This window comes from Serratia sp. (in: enterobacteria) (assembly GCF_051654945.1).
GTDB lineage: Bacteria > Pseudomonadota > Gammaproteobacteria > Enterobacterales > Enterobacteriaceae > Chania.
Genome location: NZ_JBOFZA010000086.1, coordinates 80,252 through 102,170, shown reverse-complemented (window position 1 = coordinate 102,170; position 21,919 = coordinate 80,252). Strand labels below are relative to the sequence as shown.

The 21,919-nt window shown below is 53.0% G+C and carries 21 protein-coding genes; 13 read left to right on the top strand and 8 right to left on the bottom strand.

Annotated elements, in window-relative coordinates; translation table 11 throughout:
- Positions 1-121 precede the first annotated feature (121 nt).
- From ACRDCA_RS20635 to ACRDCA_RS20625, 3 genes are all read right to left on the bottom strand, one after another.
- Entirely contained in the window at positions 122-940 is an 819-nt protein-coding gene (locus ACRDCA_RS20635) for a carbohydrate ABC transporter permease (protein ID WP_025119098.1), read from the bottom strand.
- A 10-nt stretch (positions 941-950) separates the two neighbouring features.
- Entirely contained in the window at positions 951-1,892 is a 942-nt protein-coding gene (locus ACRDCA_RS20630; RefSeq protein WP_438691226.1) for a carbohydrate ABC transporter permease, read from the bottom strand.
- 77 nt (positions 1,893-1,969) lie between these two features.
- Complete coding sequence (locus ACRDCA_RS20625; protein WP_438691225.1) at positions 1,970-3,223, bottom strand: ABC transporter substrate-binding protein; 1,254 nt, start codon at positions 3,221-3,223, stop codon at positions 1,970-1,972.
- A gap of 462 nt (positions 3,224-3,685) precedes the next feature.
- Between ACRDCA_RS20625 and ACRDCA_RS20620 the strand changes: the two genes are divergently transcribed.
- From ACRDCA_RS20620 to ACRDCA_RS20610, 3 genes are all read left to right on the top strand, one after another.
- Positions 3,686-5,347, top strand: a complete 1,662-nt coding sequence (locus tag ACRDCA_RS20620) for a DUF4091 domain-containing protein (RefSeq protein WP_438691224.1) — start codon at positions 3,686-3,688, stop codon at positions 5,345-5,347.
- 162 nt (positions 5,348-5,509) lie between these two features.
- Positions 5,510-6,292 (top strand): N-formylglutamate amidohydrolase, encoded by a 783-nt coding sequence (locus ACRDCA_RS20615; protein ID WP_438691223.1) that lies wholly within the window; start codon positions 5,510-5,512, stop codon positions 6,290-6,292.
- A gap of 73 nt (positions 6,293-6,365) precedes the next feature.
- A complete protein-coding gene (locus ACRDCA_RS20610) occupies positions 6,366-7,076 on the top strand; it encodes a flagellar brake protein (RefSeq protein WP_438691222.1) in 711 nt (236 codons plus the stop codon).
- Between the two features lie 103 nt (positions 7,077-7,179).
- On the opposite strand, the gene ACRDCA_RS20605 is transcribed toward ACRDCA_RS20610, so the two are convergent.
- On the bottom strand, positions 7,180-8,019 hold the full coding sequence (locus ACRDCA_RS20605; RefSeq protein ID WP_438691221.1) for a PfkB family carbohydrate kinase: 840 nt from the start codon (positions 8,017-8,019) through the stop codon (positions 7,180-7,182).
- 370 nt (positions 8,020-8,389) lie between these two features.
- On the opposite strand from ACRDCA_RS20605, the gene ACRDCA_RS20600 reads away from it, so the two are divergent.
- The 3 genes from ACRDCA_RS20600 to licT are packed head-to-tail and all read left to right on the top strand — an operon-like array spanning position 8,390 to position 12,519.
- Positions 8,390-10,255: a beta-glucoside-specific PTS transporter subunit IIABC gene (locus ACRDCA_RS20600; RefSeq protein WP_438691220.1), complete on the top strand. Its 1,866-nt coding sequence runs from the start codon at positions 8,390-8,392 to the stop codon at positions 10,253-10,255.
- Positions 10,252-11,667, top strand: a complete 1,416-nt coding sequence (locus tag ACRDCA_RS20595) for a glycoside hydrolase family 1 protein (protein WP_438691219.1) — start codon at positions 10,252-10,254, stop codon at positions 11,665-11,667. The genes ACRDCA_RS20600 and ACRDCA_RS20595 overlap by 4 nt, the downstream gene beginning before the upstream one ends.
- A gap of 12 nt (positions 11,668-11,679) precedes the next feature.
- On the top strand, positions 11,680-12,519 hold the full coding sequence (licT, locus tag ACRDCA_RS20590) for a BglG family transcription antiterminator LicT (protein ID WP_438691230.1): 840 nt from the start codon (positions 11,680-11,682) through the stop codon (positions 12,517-12,519).
- 7 nt (positions 12,520-12,526) lie between these two features.
- On the opposite strand, the gene ACRDCA_RS20585 is transcribed toward licT, so the two are convergent.
- Positions 12,527-13,438 carry a LysR family transcriptional regulator gene (locus tag ACRDCA_RS20585; RefSeq protein ID WP_438691218.1) on the bottom strand — a complete coding sequence of 304 codons (912 nt, stop codon included), beginning with the start codon at positions 13,436-13,438 and terminating at the stop codon, positions 12,527-12,529.
- Between the two features lie 99 nt (positions 13,439-13,537).
- On the opposite strand from ACRDCA_RS20585, the gene ACRDCA_RS20580 reads away from it, so the two are divergent.
- The 4 genes from ACRDCA_RS20580 to ACRDCA_RS20565 all read left to right on the top strand — a co-directional run bounded on the left by ACRDCA_RS20580 (position 13,538) and on the right by ACRDCA_RS20565 (position 15,343).
- Positions 13,538-14,107, top strand: coding sequence for a chromate transporter (locus tag ACRDCA_RS20580; RefSeq protein WP_438691217.1), 570 nt, complete (start codon positions 13,538-13,540; stop codon positions 14,105-14,107).
- Positions 14,104-14,625, top strand: a complete 522-nt coding sequence (locus ACRDCA_RS20575; RefSeq protein ID WP_438691216.1) for a chromate transporter — start codon at positions 14,104-14,106, stop codon at positions 14,623-14,625. Before ACRDCA_RS20580 ends, ACRDCA_RS20575 begins: the two co-directional genes overlap by 4 nt.
- 252 nt (positions 14,626-14,877) lie before the next feature.
- The gene (locus ACRDCA_RS20570; protein WP_438691215.1) at positions 14,878-15,108 is read left to right on the top strand and encodes a hypothetical protein; all 231 of its coding nucleotides are present in this window, start codon (positions 14,878-14,880) and stop codon (positions 15,106-15,108) included.
- Between the two features lie 37 nt (positions 15,109-15,145).
- A complete protein-coding gene (locus ACRDCA_RS20565; protein ID WP_438691214.1) occupies positions 15,146-15,343 on the top strand; it encodes a hypothetical protein in 198 nt (65 codons plus the stop codon).
- A gap of 91 nt (positions 15,344-15,434) precedes the next feature.
- Here ACRDCA_RS20565 and ACRDCA_RS20560 read toward each other — a convergent pair whose 3' ends face one another.
- Positions 15,435-15,842 (bottom strand): cupin domain-containing protein, encoded by a 408-nt coding sequence (locus ACRDCA_RS20560; protein WP_438691213.1) that lies wholly within the window; start codon positions 15,840-15,842, stop codon positions 15,435-15,437.
- Between the two features lie 180 nt (positions 15,843-16,022).
- Between ACRDCA_RS20560 and ACRDCA_RS20555 the strand changes: the two genes are divergently transcribed.
- Positions 16,023-16,607 carry a histidine phosphatase family protein gene (locus tag ACRDCA_RS20555; protein ID WP_438691212.1) on the top strand — a complete coding sequence of 195 codons (585 nt, stop codon included), beginning with the start codon at positions 16,023-16,025 and terminating at the stop codon, positions 16,605-16,607.
- Positions 16,608-17,391: 784 nt separating this feature from the next.
- On the opposite strand, the gene ACRDCA_RS20550 is transcribed toward ACRDCA_RS20555, so the two are convergent.
- Positions 17,392-18,297: a DMT family transporter gene (locus ACRDCA_RS20550; protein ID WP_438691211.1), complete on the bottom strand. Its 906-nt coding sequence runs from the start codon at positions 18,295-18,297 to the stop codon at positions 17,392-17,394.
- Positions 18,298-18,474: 177 nt separating this feature from the next.
- Here ACRDCA_RS20550 and ACRDCA_RS20545 point away from each other — a divergent pair, with 177 nt between their 5' ends.
- Complete coding sequence (locus tag ACRDCA_RS20545) at positions 18,475-19,344, top strand: helix-turn-helix domain-containing protein (protein ID WP_438691210.1); 870 nt, start codon at positions 18,475-18,477, stop codon at positions 19,342-19,344.
- A gap of 75 nt (positions 19,345-19,419) precedes the next feature.
- On the opposite strand, the gene ACRDCA_RS20540 is transcribed toward ACRDCA_RS20545, so the two are convergent.
- Positions 19,420-19,701, bottom strand: coding sequence for a YjcB family protein (locus ACRDCA_RS20540; protein WP_438691209.1), 282 nt, complete (start codon positions 19,699-19,701; stop codon positions 19,420-19,422).
- A 270-nt stretch (positions 19,702-19,971) separates the two neighbouring features.
- On the opposite strand from ACRDCA_RS20540, the gene mrdA reads away from it, so the two are divergent.
- Entirely contained in the window at positions 19,972-21,897 is a 1,926-nt protein-coding gene (gene mrdA / locus ACRDCA_RS20535) for a penicillin-binding protein 2 (protein WP_438691208.1), read from the top strand.
- Positions 21,898-21,919 lie beyond the last annotated feature (22 nt).

The window sequence follows — 21,919 nt, the reverse complement described above, 5'->3', positions numbered from 1 at the left end:
TAAACTCACCGTCTTTGATATCCAGATCCACGCCATGTAACGCCCGGAAACCGTTGGGATAGACCTTTTTCACACTGTTTAATTGAATACCGGCCATGTCTGTTTACCTTATTGTTCTCGGTTAGCCTTTAACACCAGCACTGGCGATGCCCTGGATGAAATAACGTTGGAAAAGAATGAACAGCATCAGCATCGGGATCACCGCCATCAGGGCACCGGCCATCAGCAGCGGGTATTCCACCCCGGCACGGCTGGACAGCGATGCCAGCCCCACCGGCAGCGTCAATTTCTCGGTGGTGGTATTGACGATCAGCGGCCACATCAGGTTATTCCAGCTCCATAAGCCGTTGATGATGATGCAGGCGATGATGCCTGGGCGGATCAGCGGCAGCATGATGCGCCAGAAGATGGCGAAGTAGCTGTAACCGTCGATCAGCGCCGCTTCTTCCATTTCTTTCGGTACCGCCAGGAAGAACTGCCGCAGCAGGAAGGTGGCGTAAATACTGAAGATCCCCGGTAGCACCAGGCCGGTAATGCTGTTAACCAGCCCCATTTTCTGTATCACCAGGAACTGCGGGATCAGAAACGCCTGACCGGGCACCATCAGGATCGAGATACACACCAGAAACACCGCGTCACGGCCCCGAAAGTGCAGGCGCGAGAAGCCGTAGGCGGCCATGGTGGCGATCACCATCTGCAACGTCACGGTAGAGAAGGTCGCCAGCAGCGAGTTGATGTAGAAATCGGCAAAGGGGATTTCACGCATGATCTTGCCGTAGGCCTGCAAGCTGGGGTTTTCCGGCAGCAGGGTCAGCGGGATCTGGATGCTTTCGGCCTGGGTTTTCAGCGAGGTCACCAGCATCCAGATAAAGGGCACTACCGAGGCCAGCGCCGCCAGCGTCATAAACAGATAGACCAGGGCTCGTTTGCTTATTGTCATCAGCGGCTCCTCAGCTCACTCTCAGGCGTTTGCCGATCGCCATCTGTACCAGCGTGATCAACAGGGTTACGGCGAATAACACCACCGTAATGGCAGAGGCGTAGCCTTTCTCTTGCAGATAGAAGGCGTATTTGTAGAACAGGTTGGTGATGGTCATGACGTCACCCTCTACCAGCGCGCGGTCGAACATCAGGAACACCACGTCGAAGATTTGCAGGATCTCGATGAAGCTCATCACCGACACAAAGAACAGCGTCGGCACCATCATCGGCAGCGTGATAAAGAAGAAACGGCGCAGGGTGCTGATGCCGTCGATATCGGCTGCCTCATACAGTTGGCGGGGGATGCTTTGCAAACCGGCCAGCAAGATGATGATCTTCAGCGCCAGCGACGACCAGATAATGATGATGGACACGCTGATGCGCACCACGTCCGGATCGGAAAGCCAGGCCACCGGCGCAATGTGCAGCAGGTTCAGCCCTTGGTTAATCAGCCCAAAATCCTTGTTGAACAGCCATTGCCACACCATCGCCACTGCGGCAGGCATGGTCACCGCCGGTAAGAACAGCAGGGTGCGCAGCAGCGCTTTACCGCGGATGTTCTGGTTCAGCCCAATCGCCAGCAGCAACGACAGCAGCAGGATTATCGGCACGCACACCACTACATAAAACAGGGTGTTGAAGGCGGCGGTATAGAAGTCATCGTCCTCAAACAGGTTGATATAGTTGTCAAAGCTGATGGTCGTCCAGCTCATAAACTGGTTGAGGTCGGTAAAGCTGTAAAAAATGTTCTGTAAAAACGGGATGAAGTAAAACACCACCAAACCGATCACCAGCGGCAGGATCATCACCCAGCCCCAAAAGCGCTCGCTGCGCTCCAGGCGGCTCAATGCGGCACGAGGTTTGCTCTTTGCCTGTTGTATGTTGGCCGTAGCCGTTTCTGCCAGCGACATGTCGCCATTCCTCACCTTTGACTGCTCAGTGTTGCCGCTGCGGCCCGCCTTCGGGCAGGCAGACCGCTACGGGGAAATTACTGCTCCATGATGCGTTCGATCTTCTTGACCGACTTATCCATTTCCGTACGGGCATCCGCGCCCATAAAGATTTTCTTCAGGCTGCCGATCCACATGTTTTGCCACTTCGGCGTGTTGGTACCTGCGGTGGGATAGGCTTCGGTCACTTCCAGCGTCTGGATGTACGGTGAAACATCGACCTTTTTGACTTCATCCACCCAGGCTTTGGCGGCTACTTTGTTGGCCGGGATCACCACCTTCGCCAGGGTGGCCTGCGAGGCTTCGCTGCTCATAAATTCGATGTACTTCCAGGCTTCCTGCTTATGGGCACTCTTGGCCGACATGGCATAAGCCAGGCTGTGGGCCACGCCGGACTGGAGCTCGATCTTCGGCATCATCACCACGCCAATGTGGTCGTTGATCAGGGGATTGTTGGCGAACGGTGCGGCCAACCAGGAACCGGCATACACCATGGCGGCGCGGTTGGATTGGAAGATGTTCTCGGTTTTCACTTCGCTCATTTGCTGGGCGGTCGGCATCAGGCCGTCTTTCATCATGCCTTGCAGTTGCTGATAGACCCAGATGGCGTTGTCGTTGGCGATATCGGTCGGTTGGCCATCTTTCGGCACGATATGGTTACCTTTTTGGAACAGCAGGTTCATATAGCTGTCCTGGCCGTCGATGCTGAGATCCATCACCAGTGGGAAGGCGCTACCTTTCAAGCCGGTTTGTAACTCCGCGGCCTTTTTCTTCATATCATCCCAACTCCAGTCGCTGGTGGGATAGCTGACGCCGGCCTGATCGAACAGTTTTTTGTTGTACCACACGGCGATGGAGTCAACGTCGCGTGGGATGGCCATTTGCTGGCCGTCATATTGATAAGCCTTGACGGAGCTGGCAACGATATTATCCAAATTAACCGTGCCGTCTTTTAAATAGTTTCCCAGCGGCTGCATAATGCCGTTTTTGGCATATTGCACAAAATAGGGTATGTTAATCCAGAATATATCCGGGGCGACACCGCCAGCAGCGGCGGAATCCAATTTGACAAAGTATTGTGCGGCCGGGGTTAATTCTATTTCCACTTTAATATTCGGATTGGCCTGTTCAAAGCGTTTGGCAATTTCCTGCTCGGCAGGTAATTGGTTGCGATCCCAAACGGCATAACGCAATGTTATCTGATCGGCAGCGTATAACATGGTTGGCAATAATAAAGCGGCTGCAACAGCTGAATGCAACAGAAAACGTCCGGCGTTTTTTCTAGGTGACATTGCTTTACCCTCGGTGTCGGCGAATACAGTTTTTAGTGAACGTGATTTCTTTCTATCCCTTAACTTTCAATGTGTCAATCTAGCCATTCTGCCCAAAAATGGGGCACTTATCTTTCACTGTTGTTAACAACGAAAGGTCAATGCCAGCAATCGAAAGCCTTTTTTGTTGATGAAATGTTAATGTCGAAGGGCGCAAATCCGTTGTCGTGCGGCAGTTATGGCTTGCCGGGGTCATAGGATTAACTGATAACCCTTGCACCATGATGGGGATTAAAAACGTTTTTATTGTGCAGGCGGCGGCATCTTTCATTTTTGTGATGCAAATAAACAAAAAAATAATTTTTTAGCCAGGAGAGAGGCTGTGAAGCGGCTTTTTTTGTTGGCCTATATTGCCTGTGGTGATAAAACGCGCTAGCCTGAGATTAATTAAATCCCACCGCAAAATAAAACAGGGCAGCTATTATGCGTCTCTCGCTACTATTTACCCATTGTCTGGAAAAGGTATTTCATCGTCAGTCTTCGCCCCAGGTCGAACAGCAAAGCCAATTCAGCTGCCTGAATAATGAAACCTTCTCATGGCAAGGGGTGTATTGCCTGTACCGCGAGGATAATGAAACCCGCCGGGAATTACGCTATCAACTCGAAGGGCCATTGGCCGATGATATCAGCGTGCGCCATGTGCAGTCCGTACCCAGCCACTTTCCCTGTTATGCGGAAACGGATGAAAATTATCTCACTACCGAGCCCGGGCTATTTCCCGACCCGCTCATGCCGATCCAGGATCGGCGTTTTTTTGCTGCCTGCCGTTATTACGCCAGCCTGTGGCTGACCTTGACGCCGCCAGCGCAGGGTATTGCCGGAGGCGACTATCCGTTAACGCTGCGGTTGTTCGATCATGAGACGGGTGAGGAGCTAGCCGCTGCCAAAATGACGTTGCACGTGGTGCCTGCTGCCTTGCCAAAGCAGCGACTGCTGCACACCGAATGGCTACATACCGACTGTTTGGCGGATTACTATCAGATTGCGGTATTCAGCCCGCAATACTGGCAGGCGGTACGCAACTTTGTACGTAACGCGGTGGCAAATGGCGTAAATATGCTGCTAACGCCAATCTTCACGCCACCACTGGATACCGCCATCGGCGGCGAACGTACCACCGTGCAATTGGTTGGAGTACAGCGCACCTCTGCAGGCTATCAGTTTGATTTTGATCGGCTGGCACAATGGGTGGAATTGGCGCAGGAAGAGGGCATTGAGCACTTCGAAATTGCTCACCTGTTCACCCAATGGGGCGCGGCGCATGCGCCAAAGATCATGGTGGAGATAGCTGGGGAAACGCAGCCGCTGTTTGGCTGGCATACCGATGCGCACGGCAGCGAATATCAGCAGTTTCTCCAAGCACTGATGCCAGCGCTGACCGGTTGGTTCCGGGCGCGGGATCTGCAACGGCAGGTATGGTTCCACATCTCGGATGAACCAAAACTGGAGAATATCGCCGCCTATCAACGTGCCATCGATTCACTGCGCCCATTGCTGGACGGGTTCCGCACCTTCGATGCGCTGTCTGACTTTGACTTCTATCAGCGCGGCTTGGTGGAAACCCCGGTGGTGGCCACCGATCATATCGAACCGTTCCTTGAGCATCAAACGCCACAGCTGTGGGCCTATTACTGCTGCGTACAAAGAACCGAGGTGGCCAACCGATTCTTTGCCCAGCCCTCGGCCCGCAACCGCATTCTGGGGATCCAGCTGTATCTGTACAACATCAGCGGTTTCCTCCACTGGGGCTACAATTTCTATAACAGCAGCCATTCGCGGGAAAAACTGAATCCCTATGCGGTGACCGACAGCGGCAACGCATTCCCCTCGGGCGATCCTTTTGTGGTTTATCCCGGGCCGCAATGGATGCCGATAGAATCGCTGCGTTTACGGGTATTTCATCAGGGGCTACAGGATCTGCGGGCGTTACAACTGCTGGAAAGCCTGACCGATCGTGCCACGGTAGAGCAGTTGATCGATCGGGAACTGGGCATGCGCATCACCTTTAAACGCTATCCTCATCAGGCCTCCGCATTGTTGCGGCTACGGGAGCAGGTTAACGCCCGGATAGAGGAGGCGCTGTAACGGGGAGCAGCATGCAGCGCCAGCGCTATATTGCTGTTCATCTTTAAAGAGGCCAGTTTCCTTTTTGACCGAACGTGCGAACGCGCTATTTTCTCCCACGGTAAATTGGTAGCTCGCGTAGGGATCGCCTAGAATTAGCGCTTTCCTGCGCCGGAGTCTTCTATGTACCATCCCTATACCCCAACCTTGCTGTCTGCTGATGAGCCTGCGGCCGTCAGCGTTGAGCTGCCACAGGCGACATCGCCATTCTTATTGCTGTGCGATCATGCGGGGCAGGCGATCCCGAAACGGCTGGGCGATCTTGGCCTGGCCAGCGGTGAAATCGACCGCCATATCGGCTGGGATATTGGGGCACTGGCGGTTTCCCGCAGCCTGGCTCAGCAATTGGATGCGACATTAATCCATCAACACTACTCGCGTTTGGTGATCGACTGTAACCGAACGCCGGGTATTGCCAGCTCTATCCCGCCGTTATCTGAGGTTACGCCGATACCTGGCAACCAGGGGATCAGCGCAGCCGAAGTGGGTGCTCGTGAGCAGGAAATATTTCAGCCTTACCATCAGGCGATCAACCACACGTTAGCCAGCCGTCGTGCCAATAACCAAGCCAGTGCGGTGATTGCCATGCACAGCTTTACGCCGGTATTTAAGGGAGATGCACGGCCCTGGCAGGTAGGGCTGCTGTTTAACCGCCATCCCCAATTCGCCCTGCTGTTGGCGGAGTTGTTGCGTGAGGAAGGGGATTTGCAGGTCGGTATCAATGAACCTTATGCCATGACCGATGCGACCGACTATACCCTGCCGACCCATGCTGAACGCCATGAGTTGCCCTACGTCGGCATTGAGATCCGTCAGGATTTAATCGGGGATAGCGCGGGTCAGGCAGCGTGGGCTGCACGTTTTGCCCGGCTATTGCCATTATTATGGCAACGCTGGGAAATTTGACTTTAGTATTGATGGCGGTGATGATTAGTGTAAGGAAATCGTAAGCGTCGATGGATTATACCGGGAGTGACGGGTGGAACATATTGATAACGGACGGTTTATCAAGCAGGAGCGTTTTGAGGTTTTGGCTATCTTACGCGACATTTATAAGCAAAGAACGCCGCTGCGTGTCGCTAACCAACAACATGAATTCAACAGCCAATTGGTGAGCGTCGGTGCGGATAATATTGTTTTTGACTGCAATGCCCAAGAACAGATCCTCGGCGGAAAATTTAACATTGTGATCGAGAATCACGATGCGAAAATCGAATTCTCCGTCGAACAGGCGCTACTGACCGAGCATAACGACATGCCGGTTTATGAGGCGAGCTTGCCGAAGAAGCTGGTTTATATTCAACGCCGCCGTCAGTTACGCATCACCACGCCTCATTGGCGTGAGTTCTTCTGTAACGGAGAATATAGCGATGGCACTCCGTATCAACTGCGTATTCACGATCTTTCGCCTGGTGGTGTTGGCCTGCGTATTGACGGCGCAGTACCTGACTATATGCAGCCGGGGTTGGTATTTAATAAGGCGCAGCTGGATTTGGGGGATTACGGCAAGTTCAAGGTCAATATGGAACTGATCGCCATTAATGAAGATCATGATATTGATGAAGACGAAACGCATCATTTCACGCGTCTGTCCTGCCGTTTTATTAAAATGGGGATGCTGACCGAGCGTAAAATTCAAAGCGCGGTATTTGCTTTTGAGCTGGATTTCAACAAGAAGAAAAAACGCTGAGTTCCGCTAGTGAGCCAGCCGGTGCTCATGAAGAATCACTACACTTTCAGGCTAACTCGATCGGTTCCCTCTCCCTGTACAGAGAGAGGGCTAGGGTGAGGGATTATTTCAGCGCCCGCAGATGGCCGATTTCCTGCCAGCCGTGCCGCGCAGCATCTTCCAATACCGCACACACCTCATGGATCGCCGTCGGCACCGCCTTGCTGAAAGGTTCCCCTTGCAGCAAATGGGCAATTAACAGCGCGGTGAACATGTCACCCGTCCCTTTCACCGGCGAATCGATTTTGGCATGAGTGAAGCTTTGCACCTCGTCGGCGGTGACCAGCAGCAGGCCAACTTCTTGCTCGCTGTTTGCCACGCCAGGTGCGCTGGTGACCAAGACCCACTGCGTATTGCCCTTGAGTAGCGCCCGTGCGGCCTGTTCGGTTTGCTCACGCGTGGTCAGCGCCATGCCGCACAACTGCTCAAGTTCGAAACCGTTTGGCGTCAGGCCATGGGCCAGATTGAGGTACGGCGAGCGATAGCGCTCAACCAGACGTTTATCAACGTAAACCCCTTCGCCGTAATCGCCCATCACCGGATCGATATAGATCTTGATGTCCGGGTTAAGGGTGAGCACTCGTGGCAACCAGTCGGTCAGAATATGGCACTGCGCCACGTCACCGAGATAACCGATGATGATGGCCCGAGCGCGGCAGACGACTTCACGGGCAATCAGATCTTCCAGAAAACCGCTGAACCATTCGCTGGAGATCGCTCCCCCATGCGGCGCGCCGTAATAGGGCGGGCAACCAAACAACACGCTCGGTACCTGCAACACCTCCAGGTTCTTCTTCAACAACGTGCGGTAGGCAATGCCGTTCCCCACGCTACCGTAGATCACCTGCGACTGAATGGTGATCACATCAATGGGTGGTGGCCGCAGTTTAGAGCCTTGTTGCATGTAGACTTCCTTGGTTCATAGTTATTCAAGCGCAACGGTCGGCGGCGATAGCCTGCCGAGGTAGGGAAGTTTAACCTATTGAAGGGCATGGCTACAGTATGTAGCAGGCGAGTTTGTTGATTTTTAGCAAGAAAACCCGCGTGTATTCTGACAGCTGTTCGTGATGCGAGTCACAAAGCTTACCGCTGCCGGTTGCCTGACGATCGCCTCCGCGGTAATACTTGCGCCGTAGCCTATCGCTACCAATCATTTTTATGATGGCGTGTTACTGCGTAAGCAGGCAAGACCAAAATAGAAATGCACTTCTTCTGACGAAGGGGAGCATTTTCATTTTGGTCTTTTTTTTTGCTTTTTTTACCGGGGAAAACTTATGGATTATAACCAGTTGGGATTAGATATCTTGGCGCTGGTCGGTGGGCAGGGTAACGTCAGCAAGCTGACGCACTGTGCGACTCGTTTACGGATGGAGTTTAACGATGACAGCCTGGTGGAGGCGAAAGCCATCGAAGCGTTGCCAGGTGTGATCAGCGTGGTGGAACGCGGCGGCCAGTTCCAGATTGTGGTGGGCAACAACGTGCAACAGACCTTCCGCGTGTTGCAAAAAGCGATTGGCCAACCGGTGGGCAAAGCGGGCGGACAGCCGAAGAACAAAGCCAAGGGCGGTATTTTTACGCAGATTATCAGCGTAATTTCGACCACCTTCACGCCGGTGATCCCAGCCATTACCGGCGCAGGGATGATCAAGGCGCTGCTGGCGATCCTCAAGTTGACCGGGGCGATAAGCGCTGCCAGTCCGACCTACCATCTGCTGAATACCATCGCCGATGCTGCCTTCTTTTTCCTGCCGGTGTTGCTGGCTTATGGGGCCTCAATCAAGTTTGAATGTAACCCGATCCTGGCAATGACCATCGCGGGAGCCTTGCTGCATCCCAATCTTGCCCAAATGTTGGCCGCAGGTTCGCCAATCGACTTTATTGGTATCCCGGTGCGGCTGGCCGATTATGCTGGTTCGGTGTTGCCGATCATCTTCACCGTTTGGCTGATGTCCTATATCGAGCGCTTTGCCGAAAAAGTCTCGCCGACCATGATCAAGTTCTTCACCAAGCCGATGATCATTCTGCTGGTCACCACGCCGCTGGCCTTGGTGGCGGTGGGGCCATTCGGTATTTTCCTCAACGATCTGGTCGCCAGCGGGGCGGCAGTGATTGATGGCAAGGCCAGTTGGCTGATCCCGATGTTGATGGGCGGGCTGCAACCCTTCCTGGTGATCACCGGCACCGCGTGGGCAATGACACCGATCGCCACCGGGCAACTGAGTAAAAACGGTTTCGAGATGATTAATGGCCCCGGCATGTTGGCTTCCAACATCGCACAGGGAGCGGCGACCTTGTGTGTAGCGTTCCGCACCAAGAACAAAAATCTGCGTCAGTTAGCCTCATCTGCCGGTTTCACCGCACTGTTGGGGATCACCGAGCCATCCTTGTACGGCGTCACGCTGAAGCTGCGCAGGCCGTTGATCGCGGCCATGATCGGTGGCGGTTGTGCCGGTGTCTATGCCGGAGTGAGTGGCTTGGTGCGCTACGCCTTTGTTTCTCCGGGGCTGGCGGCTTTGCCTGCCTTTATCGGCGAAAATCCGATGAATATCGTGCATGCCCTGATCACCTGCGTCATCGCCATCGTGGTTACCTTTGCTCTGACCTGGATCCTGGGCTTTGAGGATCCGGTAGATGAAGAGGCGGTTGCAACAGATAAGGCTCCGTCTGATCGCGATGAGTCGCTGCACAGCCCGTTGGCTGGCCAATTGGTGGCGCTCGATCAGGTGAATGACGACGTCTTCTCGCAAGGGCTGCTGGGCAAAGGGGTAGCGATTGTGCCGGAGCAAGGCGTGCTGCGCGCACCGGTCAACGGCGAGGTCGTGACTTTCTTACCTTCGAAACATGCCGTCGGCATTAAGGCTGATAACGGGATGGAAGTGCTGATACATATCGGCATTGATACCGTCAATCTCAACGGCGAGCATTTCACCTCTCAATTGCAGGTGGGCGACCGGGTGAAGACCGGCGATGAGCTGATACGTTTTGATATTGCCGCCATCAGCGCGCTGGGTTATGACATCATCACACCGGTGCTGGTGGTCAACAGCGAACAATATCCACAGCTGAGCTGCCGGCAGCCCGGCCCGGTAAGCTTTGGTGAGCAAATTGTCGCGCTCAATGCCGGGGAGAAAAAAGTATGAAATACCAGCAACTGAACGACTTCCCACCCGGCTTCCTGTGGGGAGCCTCAACCTCGGCGTATCAGGTTGAAGGGGCATGGAACGAAGAGGGGAAAAGCCCTTCGATTGTCGATATGCTCGATCATCCTGCGGGAACGGCCGATTTTAAGGTGGCCAGCGATCATTACCACCGTTTCCGTGAGGACGTTAAGCTGTTCGCCGAATTAGGCCTGAAGGCCTACCGTTTCTCCGTAGCCTGGACGCGCATTTTGCCGAACGGCACGGGTGAGGTGAATCAGCCCGGTCTGGCGTTCTATCGCGACCTGATCGATGAATTGCTCAAACACGGCATTGAACCGGTCGTCACGCTCTATCATTTCGATCTACCCTATGTGTTGGAGCAACAGGGCGGTTGGAGCAACCGTCACACCATTGATGCCTTTGTCGAGTATGCGGACGTCCTGTTTACTGCCTTTGGTGATAAGGTCAACTATTGGCTGACCATCAACGAGCAGAACACCATGATCCTGCATCCTGGCGCCATCGGTGTGCCAAAGGGGGGTGAACTACCAACCAGGCCGGTGCTGTATCAACAGAGCCATCATATGCTGGTAGCGCAGGCGCGGGTCATGGCACTGTGTCATCAACGTTGTCCTGCTGGGAAAATTGGTCCGGCGATCAATACCACCTCCATGTATCAGGAAACCTGTCACCCGCTGGATGCCATCGCCGCTCATAACTGGGAAACGCTGCGCTGCTGGAGCTTTCTGGATGTTGCCGTGCATGGCCGCTACAATGCACTGGCCTGGCGGTATATGCAGGATCGTGGGCTGGCCCCTGAAATGGCAGCAGAAGATGCGGCGATACTGCTGCAAGGTAAACCGGATTATGTGGCGATCAACTACTATTCCACTGCGACGATTGCAGCCAGCCGCGGCGATGCTTCCGATATCAGCGCTCGTGCCGGGGATCAGCAAATTATGCTGGGTGAGCCGGGCGTGTATCGAGCGGCAGAAAACCCATATGTTGATAAAACGCGCTATGGTTGGGTGATCGATCCCGTGGGCCTGCGCCTGACGTTGCGCAAGGTCTATGAGCGCTATCAAATGCCGATTTTAATTACCGAAAATGGCATTGGTGCGCCGGACCAACTACTGCCAGGAGATATCGTCAATGATGATTACCGCATTGATTTTATGCGTGCACATATCGAGCAGATGAAATTGGCAATCAACGATGGTGTCGAGCTGCTGGGCTACTGTCCGTGGGCCGCGATCGACCTGGTCAGCACGCATCAGGGCTACGCCAAGCGCTATGGCTTTATCTATGTCAACCGTGGCGAGCAGGATCTGTACGACCTGCGGCGTATCAAAAAGAACAGTTTTGGCTGGTATCAGCGATTGATCGCCTCGAACGGCCAACAGCGTGGATAACACAGGGTAATGATGAAAGTCGTCAAGGTGCTCAATAACAGCCTGGTACTGTCCACCGACAGCGATAACCGCGAAGTTATCGTGATGGGTAAAGGTATCGGGTTTAACAGCAAAGTGGGGGATGTGCTGGCTGCGGCCAGCATAGAAAAAGTCTATGTGGTGCAGAATGGTCAACAAGGCCACGATCACCTGCGCCTGATAGAAACCACGCCGGAAGAGCACATTGAACTGGTGCAGATGATCCTGCGGCTGGCCAATAGCCAGCTCGGCGGCCGGGTCAATGAACAGATCTTTTTCACCCTGGTGGATCATCTCAGCTTTGCCATTGAGCGCTGCCATAAAGGCATCGTCATTCAGAACCGGCTGTTGCATGAGGTGAAACGCTTTTATCCGCAAGAGTTTGCCGTCGCGTTGCAGGCGCTGACACAGATCAATCAGCGCCTGGATATTCTGTTGCCAGAAGCCGAGGCGGGGAACATTGCCTTCCACTTGGTTAATGGCCAGACCGATGTGCAAAGCATGGAGCACACGCTATTGGCGGTAAAGATGTTGAAGGATATTTTCAACATCATCAAATACCACTTTGGCATCGATATCGTCACCGGTTCGCTCAATTACTCGCGTTTCCTGCTGCATATGCAGTTTTTCATTCAACGCATGATCGACAATAAACAGGTGAAGTCAAAAGACGATTTCCTGTTCTTGCAGGCCACCAAAGAGTATCCCGATGCCTATCGTTGCGCACTGTTGATCCGTGACTATGTGAAGAATCTGCTGGAAATGGAGATGTCTAACGACGAGCTGCTGTATCTGGTCATTCACCTGACGCGGATTGTCGAACGGGACGATTGAGCGCGATCTACAGTGAGCTCACCGTTTCGGCCACCAACTGACGGAATCGGGTGATCAGCGGTGACTGGCGGTTACCGCGCAGCGCCAGATACAACGGGGCGCTGAGTTGGGCCTCTTCGGCGATGCTGCGAAACACGATCCCGTCGTCACCTAAACGCCGCATGGAAGCAGGAACGATCGACAGCCCCAACCCTGCACTTACCAGGCTGAGCGTTGCGGGCAGGCGCGGAGCCTCCTGCACAATGCGTGGGCTGAAACCGGCGCGGTGGCAGGCCGCCAGAATGGCATCATACAAACCTTGGCCTGCCGGGCGGCGATAAAGGATCAGCGGTTCGTGGGTCAGTTCGGCCAAGGGAACCTTTTCGTTGCTGTCTATCGCCAGGCGATGGCCTACCGGTAGGGCGATCAGCATCGGCTCAAGCAATACGGGTTCGATCAGCAGCCCGGGTATGCCGCTAACCGGTGAGCGTACAAAAGCCACATCCAGGCGTTCATCCACCAAAGCCTCCATCAGTTCACCGCTGCCAGCTTCCTCCAGCAAGGTCGTGATCCCGGGCAGAATATCGCGGTAACGGCGTAACAGGTTGGGCACAAACGGATGCAACGCTGCCGAACTGGTAAAACCGATAGCCAGATGGCCCTGTTCACCACGGGCTGCGCGCCGTACGGCTTCGCTCAAATTCTCTGCTCGCGTTAACAAGGTTCTGGCCTCGTTAAACAACACGTTTCCTGCCTCCGTCGTACGCACTCCGCGTGGCAACCGTTGCAGCAGTTTCACCTGCAATTCTTCCTCCAGCCCTTGCAGCAAACGGGTCAGCGGCGGTTGCTGAATGTGCAAGCGAGCGGCGGCACGGGTGATATTCCCTTCTTCGACCACGGTAACAAACGCCCGCAGACGGCGCAGTTCAATCATATTCATACCTTGTAGGTATCGATACTGGTTTAGAAACGCATTAGACATCATGGCATGGCCAAGCGCATCATTCCAGATAACAACTTAGGTGATGTGGGAAATGCAATGTCTGACTCTAACGCGCTACAAGATCACGGGATCAGTGAACCGCCAAGCAATGGCCAACTGTTTTCAGGTTTTCTCATGCTGGGCTTGATTGGTTTTGGCGGGGTGCTGCCGCTGGCACGCAGCATGTTGGTGGAACAGCGCCGCTGGTTAACCGCAGAACAGTTCACCGAACTGCTGGGATTGTGCCAGTTCCTGCCGGGTGGCAACGTCATTAACCTGTCGGTGGCGGTGGGGATGGAGTTCCGCGGATTGCGCGGCGCATTATGTGCCTTGCTAGGGCTGATCTGCGCACCGACGGCGATTGTGGTTGGCCTGGGCGTGATTTATGCCCGCTATCAAAACGATGCGCATGTGCAGCACGTATTTGCTGGGTTAGCCGCAGCGGCGGCAGGGTTGCTGCTCTCTACCGGGTTGAAAATGTTGTTGCCACTGTGGGGGAAATGGTTACCGCTGATGATTGTTGGCATTGCCCTGGTCGCGATCGCCTGGCTGCGTCTGCCGCTGCTGCCGACCATGCTGGTGCTGGCTCCGCTGAGCATTCTGCTGGCCTGGAGGAAACCATCATGATTGCGGTGTTAATCTCGCTGGCGGTGATTTTCACCGAGCTTTCGCTGATGGCGTTTGGCGGTGGTTTTACCATTCTGCCGGAAATGCAGCGCCAGGTGGTGGAAGTGCATCAATGGATGAGCGCTCAGGAGTTCAGCGCATTGTTCGCCATGGCGCAGGCGGCACCGGGGCCGAATATGATGATCGTGCCGCTGATTGGCTGGCACGTGGCGGGTTGGGCCGGGCTGTTGGTTTCCTCGGTAGCCAAGTTTGGGCCGTCTTCCATCGTCACCATTCTGGTGATGGGCGCCTGGCGACGCTTTAAGGATAAACCCTGGCGACGTGTGGTGCAGCTTGGGCTGATCCCGGTTACCGTCGGGCTGGTTGCTGCCAGCGGCGTGTTGATTGCCCAGGCTTCGGCGACCAACTGGCGGCTGGCGGTATTAATCGTGCTCGCAACGCTACTGAGTATGAACAAGCGCATCCATCCGTTATGGATATTGGCCGGCGGAGCGGTATTGGGATTATTGGTCGGCTAAATCGCTAAATATATAAAGGGCGCAGCAGCGCCCCATGGCAATTCGTAGCTCTCACTCATCGCAATTAATCCTTGGCGTAATTAAATCAACTTAATGACCTGTGTAAGTTATAAGCGCATTAATACAGGTAATTTTGTGATTGGTCTCTAAAATTAAAATATCCCTCTTTTATTAATTGTTGATGATTTGCTGGTGATGAGTTAGAAATTAACTCTCCGTACTATTTTACATTATCAGAAAAAGGAGTAACCTATGGGGCTATTAGATATTTCATTATTAGTTCAGATATCTGGTGGACGCGCAAATAATAGCGGCGACCGCACGGATAACGGTGGCAGAACCAATGGCAATGGTAACAAAGGAAGTGGAAATAACTCTGGTGGTTTTTATGCAAAGTACGCTGATCCACGCTGTTTCAACAGCGTAGCAGGTGGTGCGATAACGGATCCTGCTCGTGGTAGTCTTTCAGTATTAACGCGTTAAGTAAAACATACCGGTTACTTTTTTCTGGATCCATTTCATGAGAAAAATTATCAATATAGCCGCCTCTGTGATTGCCTTTTTTATAGCATCTGCTTTATTAAAAGGGGCCTGTGTCTGGGCATCAGGTTGGTATGCGGCCCCAGCCAATATTTCCCACACATTTGTCATTCTCTCGTGCTGCTATGTGGTGGCCAAATTGGTATTTGGCATAGTAAACTATTTCTACCCCAAATAGCGGGTTGAAATAGCCAATGCCAGAATATTAACCGGTTCAGCGCGTAGGGGCGCTGCATGCACCTCCGGTCTCTGAAACCTGAAAGTTAACGTTAAGGTAGTTGGCCGTAGTCGGCATCGGAGACCGGCTCCAACCATTCATTCGACGCCCCCTCCGCTGGAACCGCCACGGCGATATGCGCAAACCAGCTATCCTGAGCTGCACCATGCCAGTGTTTTACTCCCGCCGGGATAGAGACCACATCTCCGGCGCTAAGTTGCCGGGCAGGCTGATCCCACTCCTGATACCAGCCGCGCCCACCGGTCACCAACAGGATCTGACCGCCCTGGTGGTGAATATGCCAGTTGTTACGGCAGCCGGGTTCAAATACTACATTGCCAATGGCAACCCCTTCGGTGGTCAACATGTTCAGGTAGCTGGTACCGGTGAAATATTGCGCATAGGCGTCATTTTTCGGCCCTTTGGCGAAAATACCTTTTCCGTCAAATTTTTCGTTCATCTTGTTCCGCCATGAGTAAGCAACCAAAAAGGATGGTCAATAGGCGAGAGTGTAGGGAAAGCGAGATTGAATGATAAGATAGGCAAATACGCATATGTCTATGCAAAAAATTCACTAATCAAACAAACAGCTGAACGACCAGCAGGCCGTTGGATAACAGCGAAGGAACAGGGTTCAACAATGAAGCGAACTTTAAAACACGGCCTGTTGGCACTGTTATTGGCCAGTACGGCAGGAGCAGCCTGGAGTGAGCAGACTCTGGTTTTTGTCCGCCACGGTGAGAAACCAGACAACAACAGCGGCCAACTGACCTGTAGGGGATTCAACCGTGCCTTGGCGTTACCGCAGGTGCTGATTGGCCGTTATGGCAAACCAGAGGCTATTTTTGCCGCAGGCCCGAAGAAGAATAAACCGGGAAGTTCGCAACGGGCGTTGACCACCATGACTCCAACGGCAATTCGGCTGTCGTTGCCGGTGAATATCCAATATCACGCCGATGAGATTACCGAGTTACAGACGGCGCTGCTAGACGAGCGTTATCGTAACGCCGTGGTGTATGTTTCTTGGGAACATCACAACCTGGAGCAGGTGGTAAAAAATATTATTGCTGCCGAGGGAGGCGATCCTCAACAGGCAGCCAAATGGCCGGGCAACGATTTTGACAGTATCTATGTGCTGACCATCAATCATGCTGCACCCAGCAACAAGATTACCTTCAAACATGAGTCTGAAGGGTTAAATGCGGTTGCGGAAAGTTGTCCATAGACTGGAACTACGACGGTGTCTGATGGCACCGTCGTGACGCCGTATTTTTGTCAATGGCCTTGCATTTATTTTTACCGCTTTACTTTAATCGTTATCTAAAAAAATAAACATATCGCTTTAATTGTTTTTATTACAGAAAGAATTAATGAGGATTTACTTTCAATTAAAAATATCTTGACCCTGATGAAGTATTAAGAATAATGCCGTCGTCATATACAGATAAGTACCTTTTTGAGTGAGGAGAGTTGCGTTCATTCAATGCTTTATTATTAAAAGATGATTAGACAATGGCTGAGCATCTGTTCCCTCTCGGTATAACTCATTGGTATTGATGTCATTCATTTAAACTTGTTTAATATTAATCAATTACTGTATTGTGGTTGATGGTGAAAAATATTTTATTTTGCTTTTTGTGTGTTTTTATTGGGGTTTTGATAGGTTTTGTTGCAAGAAGCTTTAATGCCCCTCCGTTATTGCAGTCCCTGATTATTTCAATTGGCGTAGCGTTCATGATGCTTATTTACTTTCAAGTAAAAGGAGTTTTTAAATGAGAAGCTTAAGTTTTGACGAAATTAATCTGATTTCCGGTGCGGGAAAATGGCATTTATCGGCCTAATAAACCATTAATATGTATGAGTAAGCAAGGTCAATACGAGTCTTATTGCAATGGTTTATAGTTTTCCTGCAATGGGAGGGTTAATAGTTAAATGAGGTGGGTGATACCCCACCTCAGTTCTTGCTGCGTTCAACTATCAATTATCAAGTTTTGCAACAGGGGTAACAATCACTGGATCCCACGTATCCAGCGGGGTAGCGTGAGCATCCCCGGTTTAGAGAACATCACCAGGTTCCCCAGCAGGATCAGGCATAGGCCTATCACCGCGTTCAGGTGCCACTGGTAGCCTTCATACAGGGTGGAAATCGTCAGCGCGACCAGTGGGAACAGCAAGGTGCTATAGGCAGCTGCACCTGCGCCGATGCGGCCCAGCAGGGTGAAATAGGCGGCAAAGGCGATCACCGAGCCAAAGATCGCCAGATAGAGCAGCGAGCCCAGATAACGCGTGTTGAACTCGATCTGTAGCGAAGCGCCCTGTGCCAGCGCGATGGCAAACATCAGCAATGCGCCATAACTCATGGCATAGGTATTGGTCGAAAGTATATCCAATCCACGCCGCTGGTGGCGCGTGCTGAGCATATTCCCCAGTGAAAAACCGTAGGTGCCCAGCGCGCTCAAACCGATCCCTTTCAATAAATCAGGTGCCATCTGGGTGGCCATCAAATCCTGCCAGAACAGCGCCACGATGCCGATCATGCCCAGTAGCGCTGCAGGCAGTAGGTTAGGGCTAGGGCGTTGGCGGAAGAAAATCATGCTGTTGACCGCGTTGAACAACACCGCCATCGAGAAAATCACCGATTCCAGCCCGCTGCTGATATAGGCCGCTGCCAGATAAAAACAGTAAAAGTTAAAACCAAACACACAGCAGCCCTGCAACATGCAGAACAGATGATCCCGCAGGCTGATGGCCCGCAGGCGGCGTAACGCCAACATGGCCAGCCACATGATGGCGGCAGAAAGCAGGAAGCGGTAACCGATCGAGACCGGGATCGCCACCGTGCCTTGTTGCAGGGTAATCGCAATCCAGGTGGTACCCCAAATCAGCACCACGGCAAGATACAACAGCGTATTCATAAATCCTCCTGTTAGTGATAACGGGAGTATTCACCTTTCCGTGCCATAGCGCTTTCAGCCCTTTGCGGTCAATTGCATATTCTTGCGCTTTTTTGCCAAAACCACCCGGGGAGAACTGGTATCTCGCGTCGTCACTCTTTACACTGAATTGGCTTGAATAACCGGAATAGGGCGGCTATGGCTTACCTGGCATTTGAAACATTACAGCAGCACAAAGCCCAGTTGCACAACAGTCTGCAATTGGGGTCTGGCGTGCAGTTGGCGGCCTGGTCCAACTGCAACGACCGTATTACCCAGGAAAGTGCCGATCACCATACCCTGAGCCTGTACGTTGCGGATGGCTATGAGTGCTATCAAAAGGTGCCAGGGGGATGGCAGAACGGGGGGGGACCGGATCGCTTTTGCATCATGCCACGCCACTATGAATCTACCTGGGATATTCGCAGCGATCTTTCCTTCGTGCATCTGTATTGCACCGACCAACATTTGCGGCAACTGGTAGAACAGACCTGGGATCGCAGCCCGGCCACCATCAACGTAGAGCCGCTGGCGTTTGCGGAAGATCCCCACATCACGCTGTTGTACCGCCAGTTTCTGCTTAATCACAACTGGCAAGACCGCGCTAACCAGTTGGCCCTGAGCAGTGCAGCCACGCTGTTGATGTCACATATGCTCCAGCGTTACACCCAGTTGCAATGGCGGCTGCCCAGCGTGCGTGGTGGGCTGGCTCCTGCCGTGCTGAAGCGGGTGCAGGAATTTATCGACCATCATCTCGATCGGCCGCTGGTGCTGGCCGATCTAGCTTCTCTGGCAGAATTGAGCGAGTTTCATTTTGCCCGCATGTTTAAACACAGTACCGGGCAGGCACCGCATCAGTATGTGATGCAGGTGCGTTTGCAACAGGCAGAGAAATTGCTGCGCAACACGCTGATGCCGCTTACCCAGATCGCGCTGGACTGCGGCTTTAGCTCCGCCAGCCATTTCAGCCACCGCTTTAAAGCGAGCTACGGCCATACTCCAATACAACTACGGCAGCAAAGCCGCTGATGGCTATGGAAAGGAGTTTGCAAGGGGATAACCCTCAGTGGGGCGCCGCTATCTTGCGCCCGTACTGAACGGCGATTATGGCAGGGGGAAGGTAGTCGAACTTTGGCTCATGATATCGATGAAAACATCTTTGAATGTCGCCCAGAACTGCATAATGCCTGCCAGATTGAAGGTCATGCCCATCAGCCCCATCACAAACCAGCAGCTGGTAAACAGCCCGAGACTGCTGAACATAAACGCCATACCGTTACGGCTGGCCTTGCGGCACACCACGTTCAGTTGGCTGGCCAGAAACATCATCACTGCGCTCAGCAATTCCCAGCGCATCATAATAAAGCCAGTGGCTATGGTACTCATCGACGGTGATCCTTTGCTACAAAAGCCTCATCTGGCCCAGGGGGCAGAATAGGTATTGGGATAGAGGGTGATTTATTGTTCAGTGTGATCTGCGTCACATTGTAGCATCGTAGCTATTGATGGCTCAATAGCGCTGACCCATCTCGGAAACATTCCAATATATTGAAACAGTTATGCCAAATCATTAGCAACCTTTTAATGTAGGAGCAGGAGCATTAACGCTATGCTTGCCGGCTGTTAGCACTCCGTCAGACAGGTAATACTCCGCGCATGGCCCCATTAAAAGATCCATTCCGTGACCATTCCGCTGAAGAAACGCTGTTTATTCGCCGAGCCTGTGTGGCGATGGTGTTGGTGGTCGCCTGTTTTGGCGCGTTGGTCTTCAACCTGTATCGCTTACAGATACGGCAGCATGCTTTTTACCAGACGCGCTCTAATCAAAACGACATCAAAATGTTACCCATTGCCCCTAACCGCGGGCTGATATTCGATCGCAACGGCATCCCGCTGGTGCGTAACGTACAGCTGTATCAGATTGAAGTGACTCCCAGCAAAATCACCGATATGTCGGGGCTGCTGCAAGACTTGACGCCGATTGTCGATTTGACGCCGGATGATATTGCCGCCTTCCGCGACGATATGCACCACAATAGCCGCTATAAGCCCGTCACGTTGAAAACCGGGCTGAGTGAAACCGAGGTGGCTCGTTTTGCGGTAAACCAGTATCGTTTTGACGGCGTAACGATCGATACCTACCAGCAGCGGCAATATCCGTATGGGGCGCAGTTGGCGCACGTGGTGGGATATGTCTCGCGCATTAACGATAACGATGTCAAAAAGCTCGATCGGCAGGGCCTGGCGCAAAACTATGCCGCTGACCACAATATTGGCAAACAGGGGCTGGAAGCCTATTACGAAAAAGAGTTACACGGCACCACTGGCTATCAGGAAGTGGAGGTGGATAACCATGGACGTATCGTTCGTCTGCTGAAGGAGCAACCGCCGCAGGCGGGCAAAGATATCTACCTGACGCTCGATCTGCACTTGCAACAGTACATCGAAAGCGTGCTCAAAGGGCAACGGGCGGCGGTGGTGGTCGCCGATCCGCGCGACGGCGGCATTCTGGCCATGGTTTCCAGCCCCAGTTACGATCCCAATCCGTTCGTCAAAGGCATCGGCTATCAGGCCTACAAGTCACTGCTCAGCAACCCGGACTTGCCGCTGATCAACCGCGTAACTCAAGGGTTGTACCCACCAGCGTCTACGGTGAAGCCTTATATGGCGGTATCGGCACTGTTTGCCGGTGTCATCACCCCAACCACCACTTTCTTTGGCGCACCAACCTGGATCTTACCGGGAACGCAGCGCCATTATCGCGACTGGTTGAAAACCGGCCACGGCCTGCTGAACGTCACCAAGGCTATCGAGGAATCGGCGGATACCTTCTTCTACCAGGTTGCCTATGAAATGGGGATCGACCGGATCCATCAGTGGCTCAGCAAATTCGGTTATGGCCAGCCGACGGGTATCGATCTGAATGAGGAATATCGCGGCGTATTGCCCAGCCGGGAATGGAAGCAGCGGGTGCATAAAAAAGGCTGGTATCAAGGTGATACCGTTTCAGTGGGTATTGGTCAGGGTTATTGGGTCGCTACGCCGATCCAGATGGTCAAGGCGCTGACCACGCTGATCAACAGCGGCAGGGTGCAAACGCCGCATCTGCTGTACTCGATGAAGCAGGGCCGGGAAGTGGAACGCTACCAGCCACCTGCGCAGGCGGTGCAAATTGGTGAGGCCAAATCGCCCTATTGGGGCATTGTCCGCAACGGCATGTATGGTATGGCGAACCTGCCTAACGGCACAGGTTATAAGCTGTTTCATACTGCGCCTTACCAGATAGCGGCCAAATCGGGCACTTCGCAGGTGTTTAGTCTGAAAGAGAACCAGACTTATAACGCCAAAATGATCCCGGTGCGCCTGCGTGACCATATTTTTTATACGTTATTTGCGCCGTATAAAAATCCGCGCGTGGCAATGGCGCTAATTTTGGAAAATGGGGGTGGGGATGGGGTGGTCGCAGGGCCGACGGCCAGGGCGATCCTGGACCATATTTTCGATCCGGCCAATGCCCCACCGCCGGGAGATAACGACGCCAGCCAGACACAACTCGGTGACAGTGAAGATGTGCAACATTGAACGCGTTTGTTTTTACTTTCTT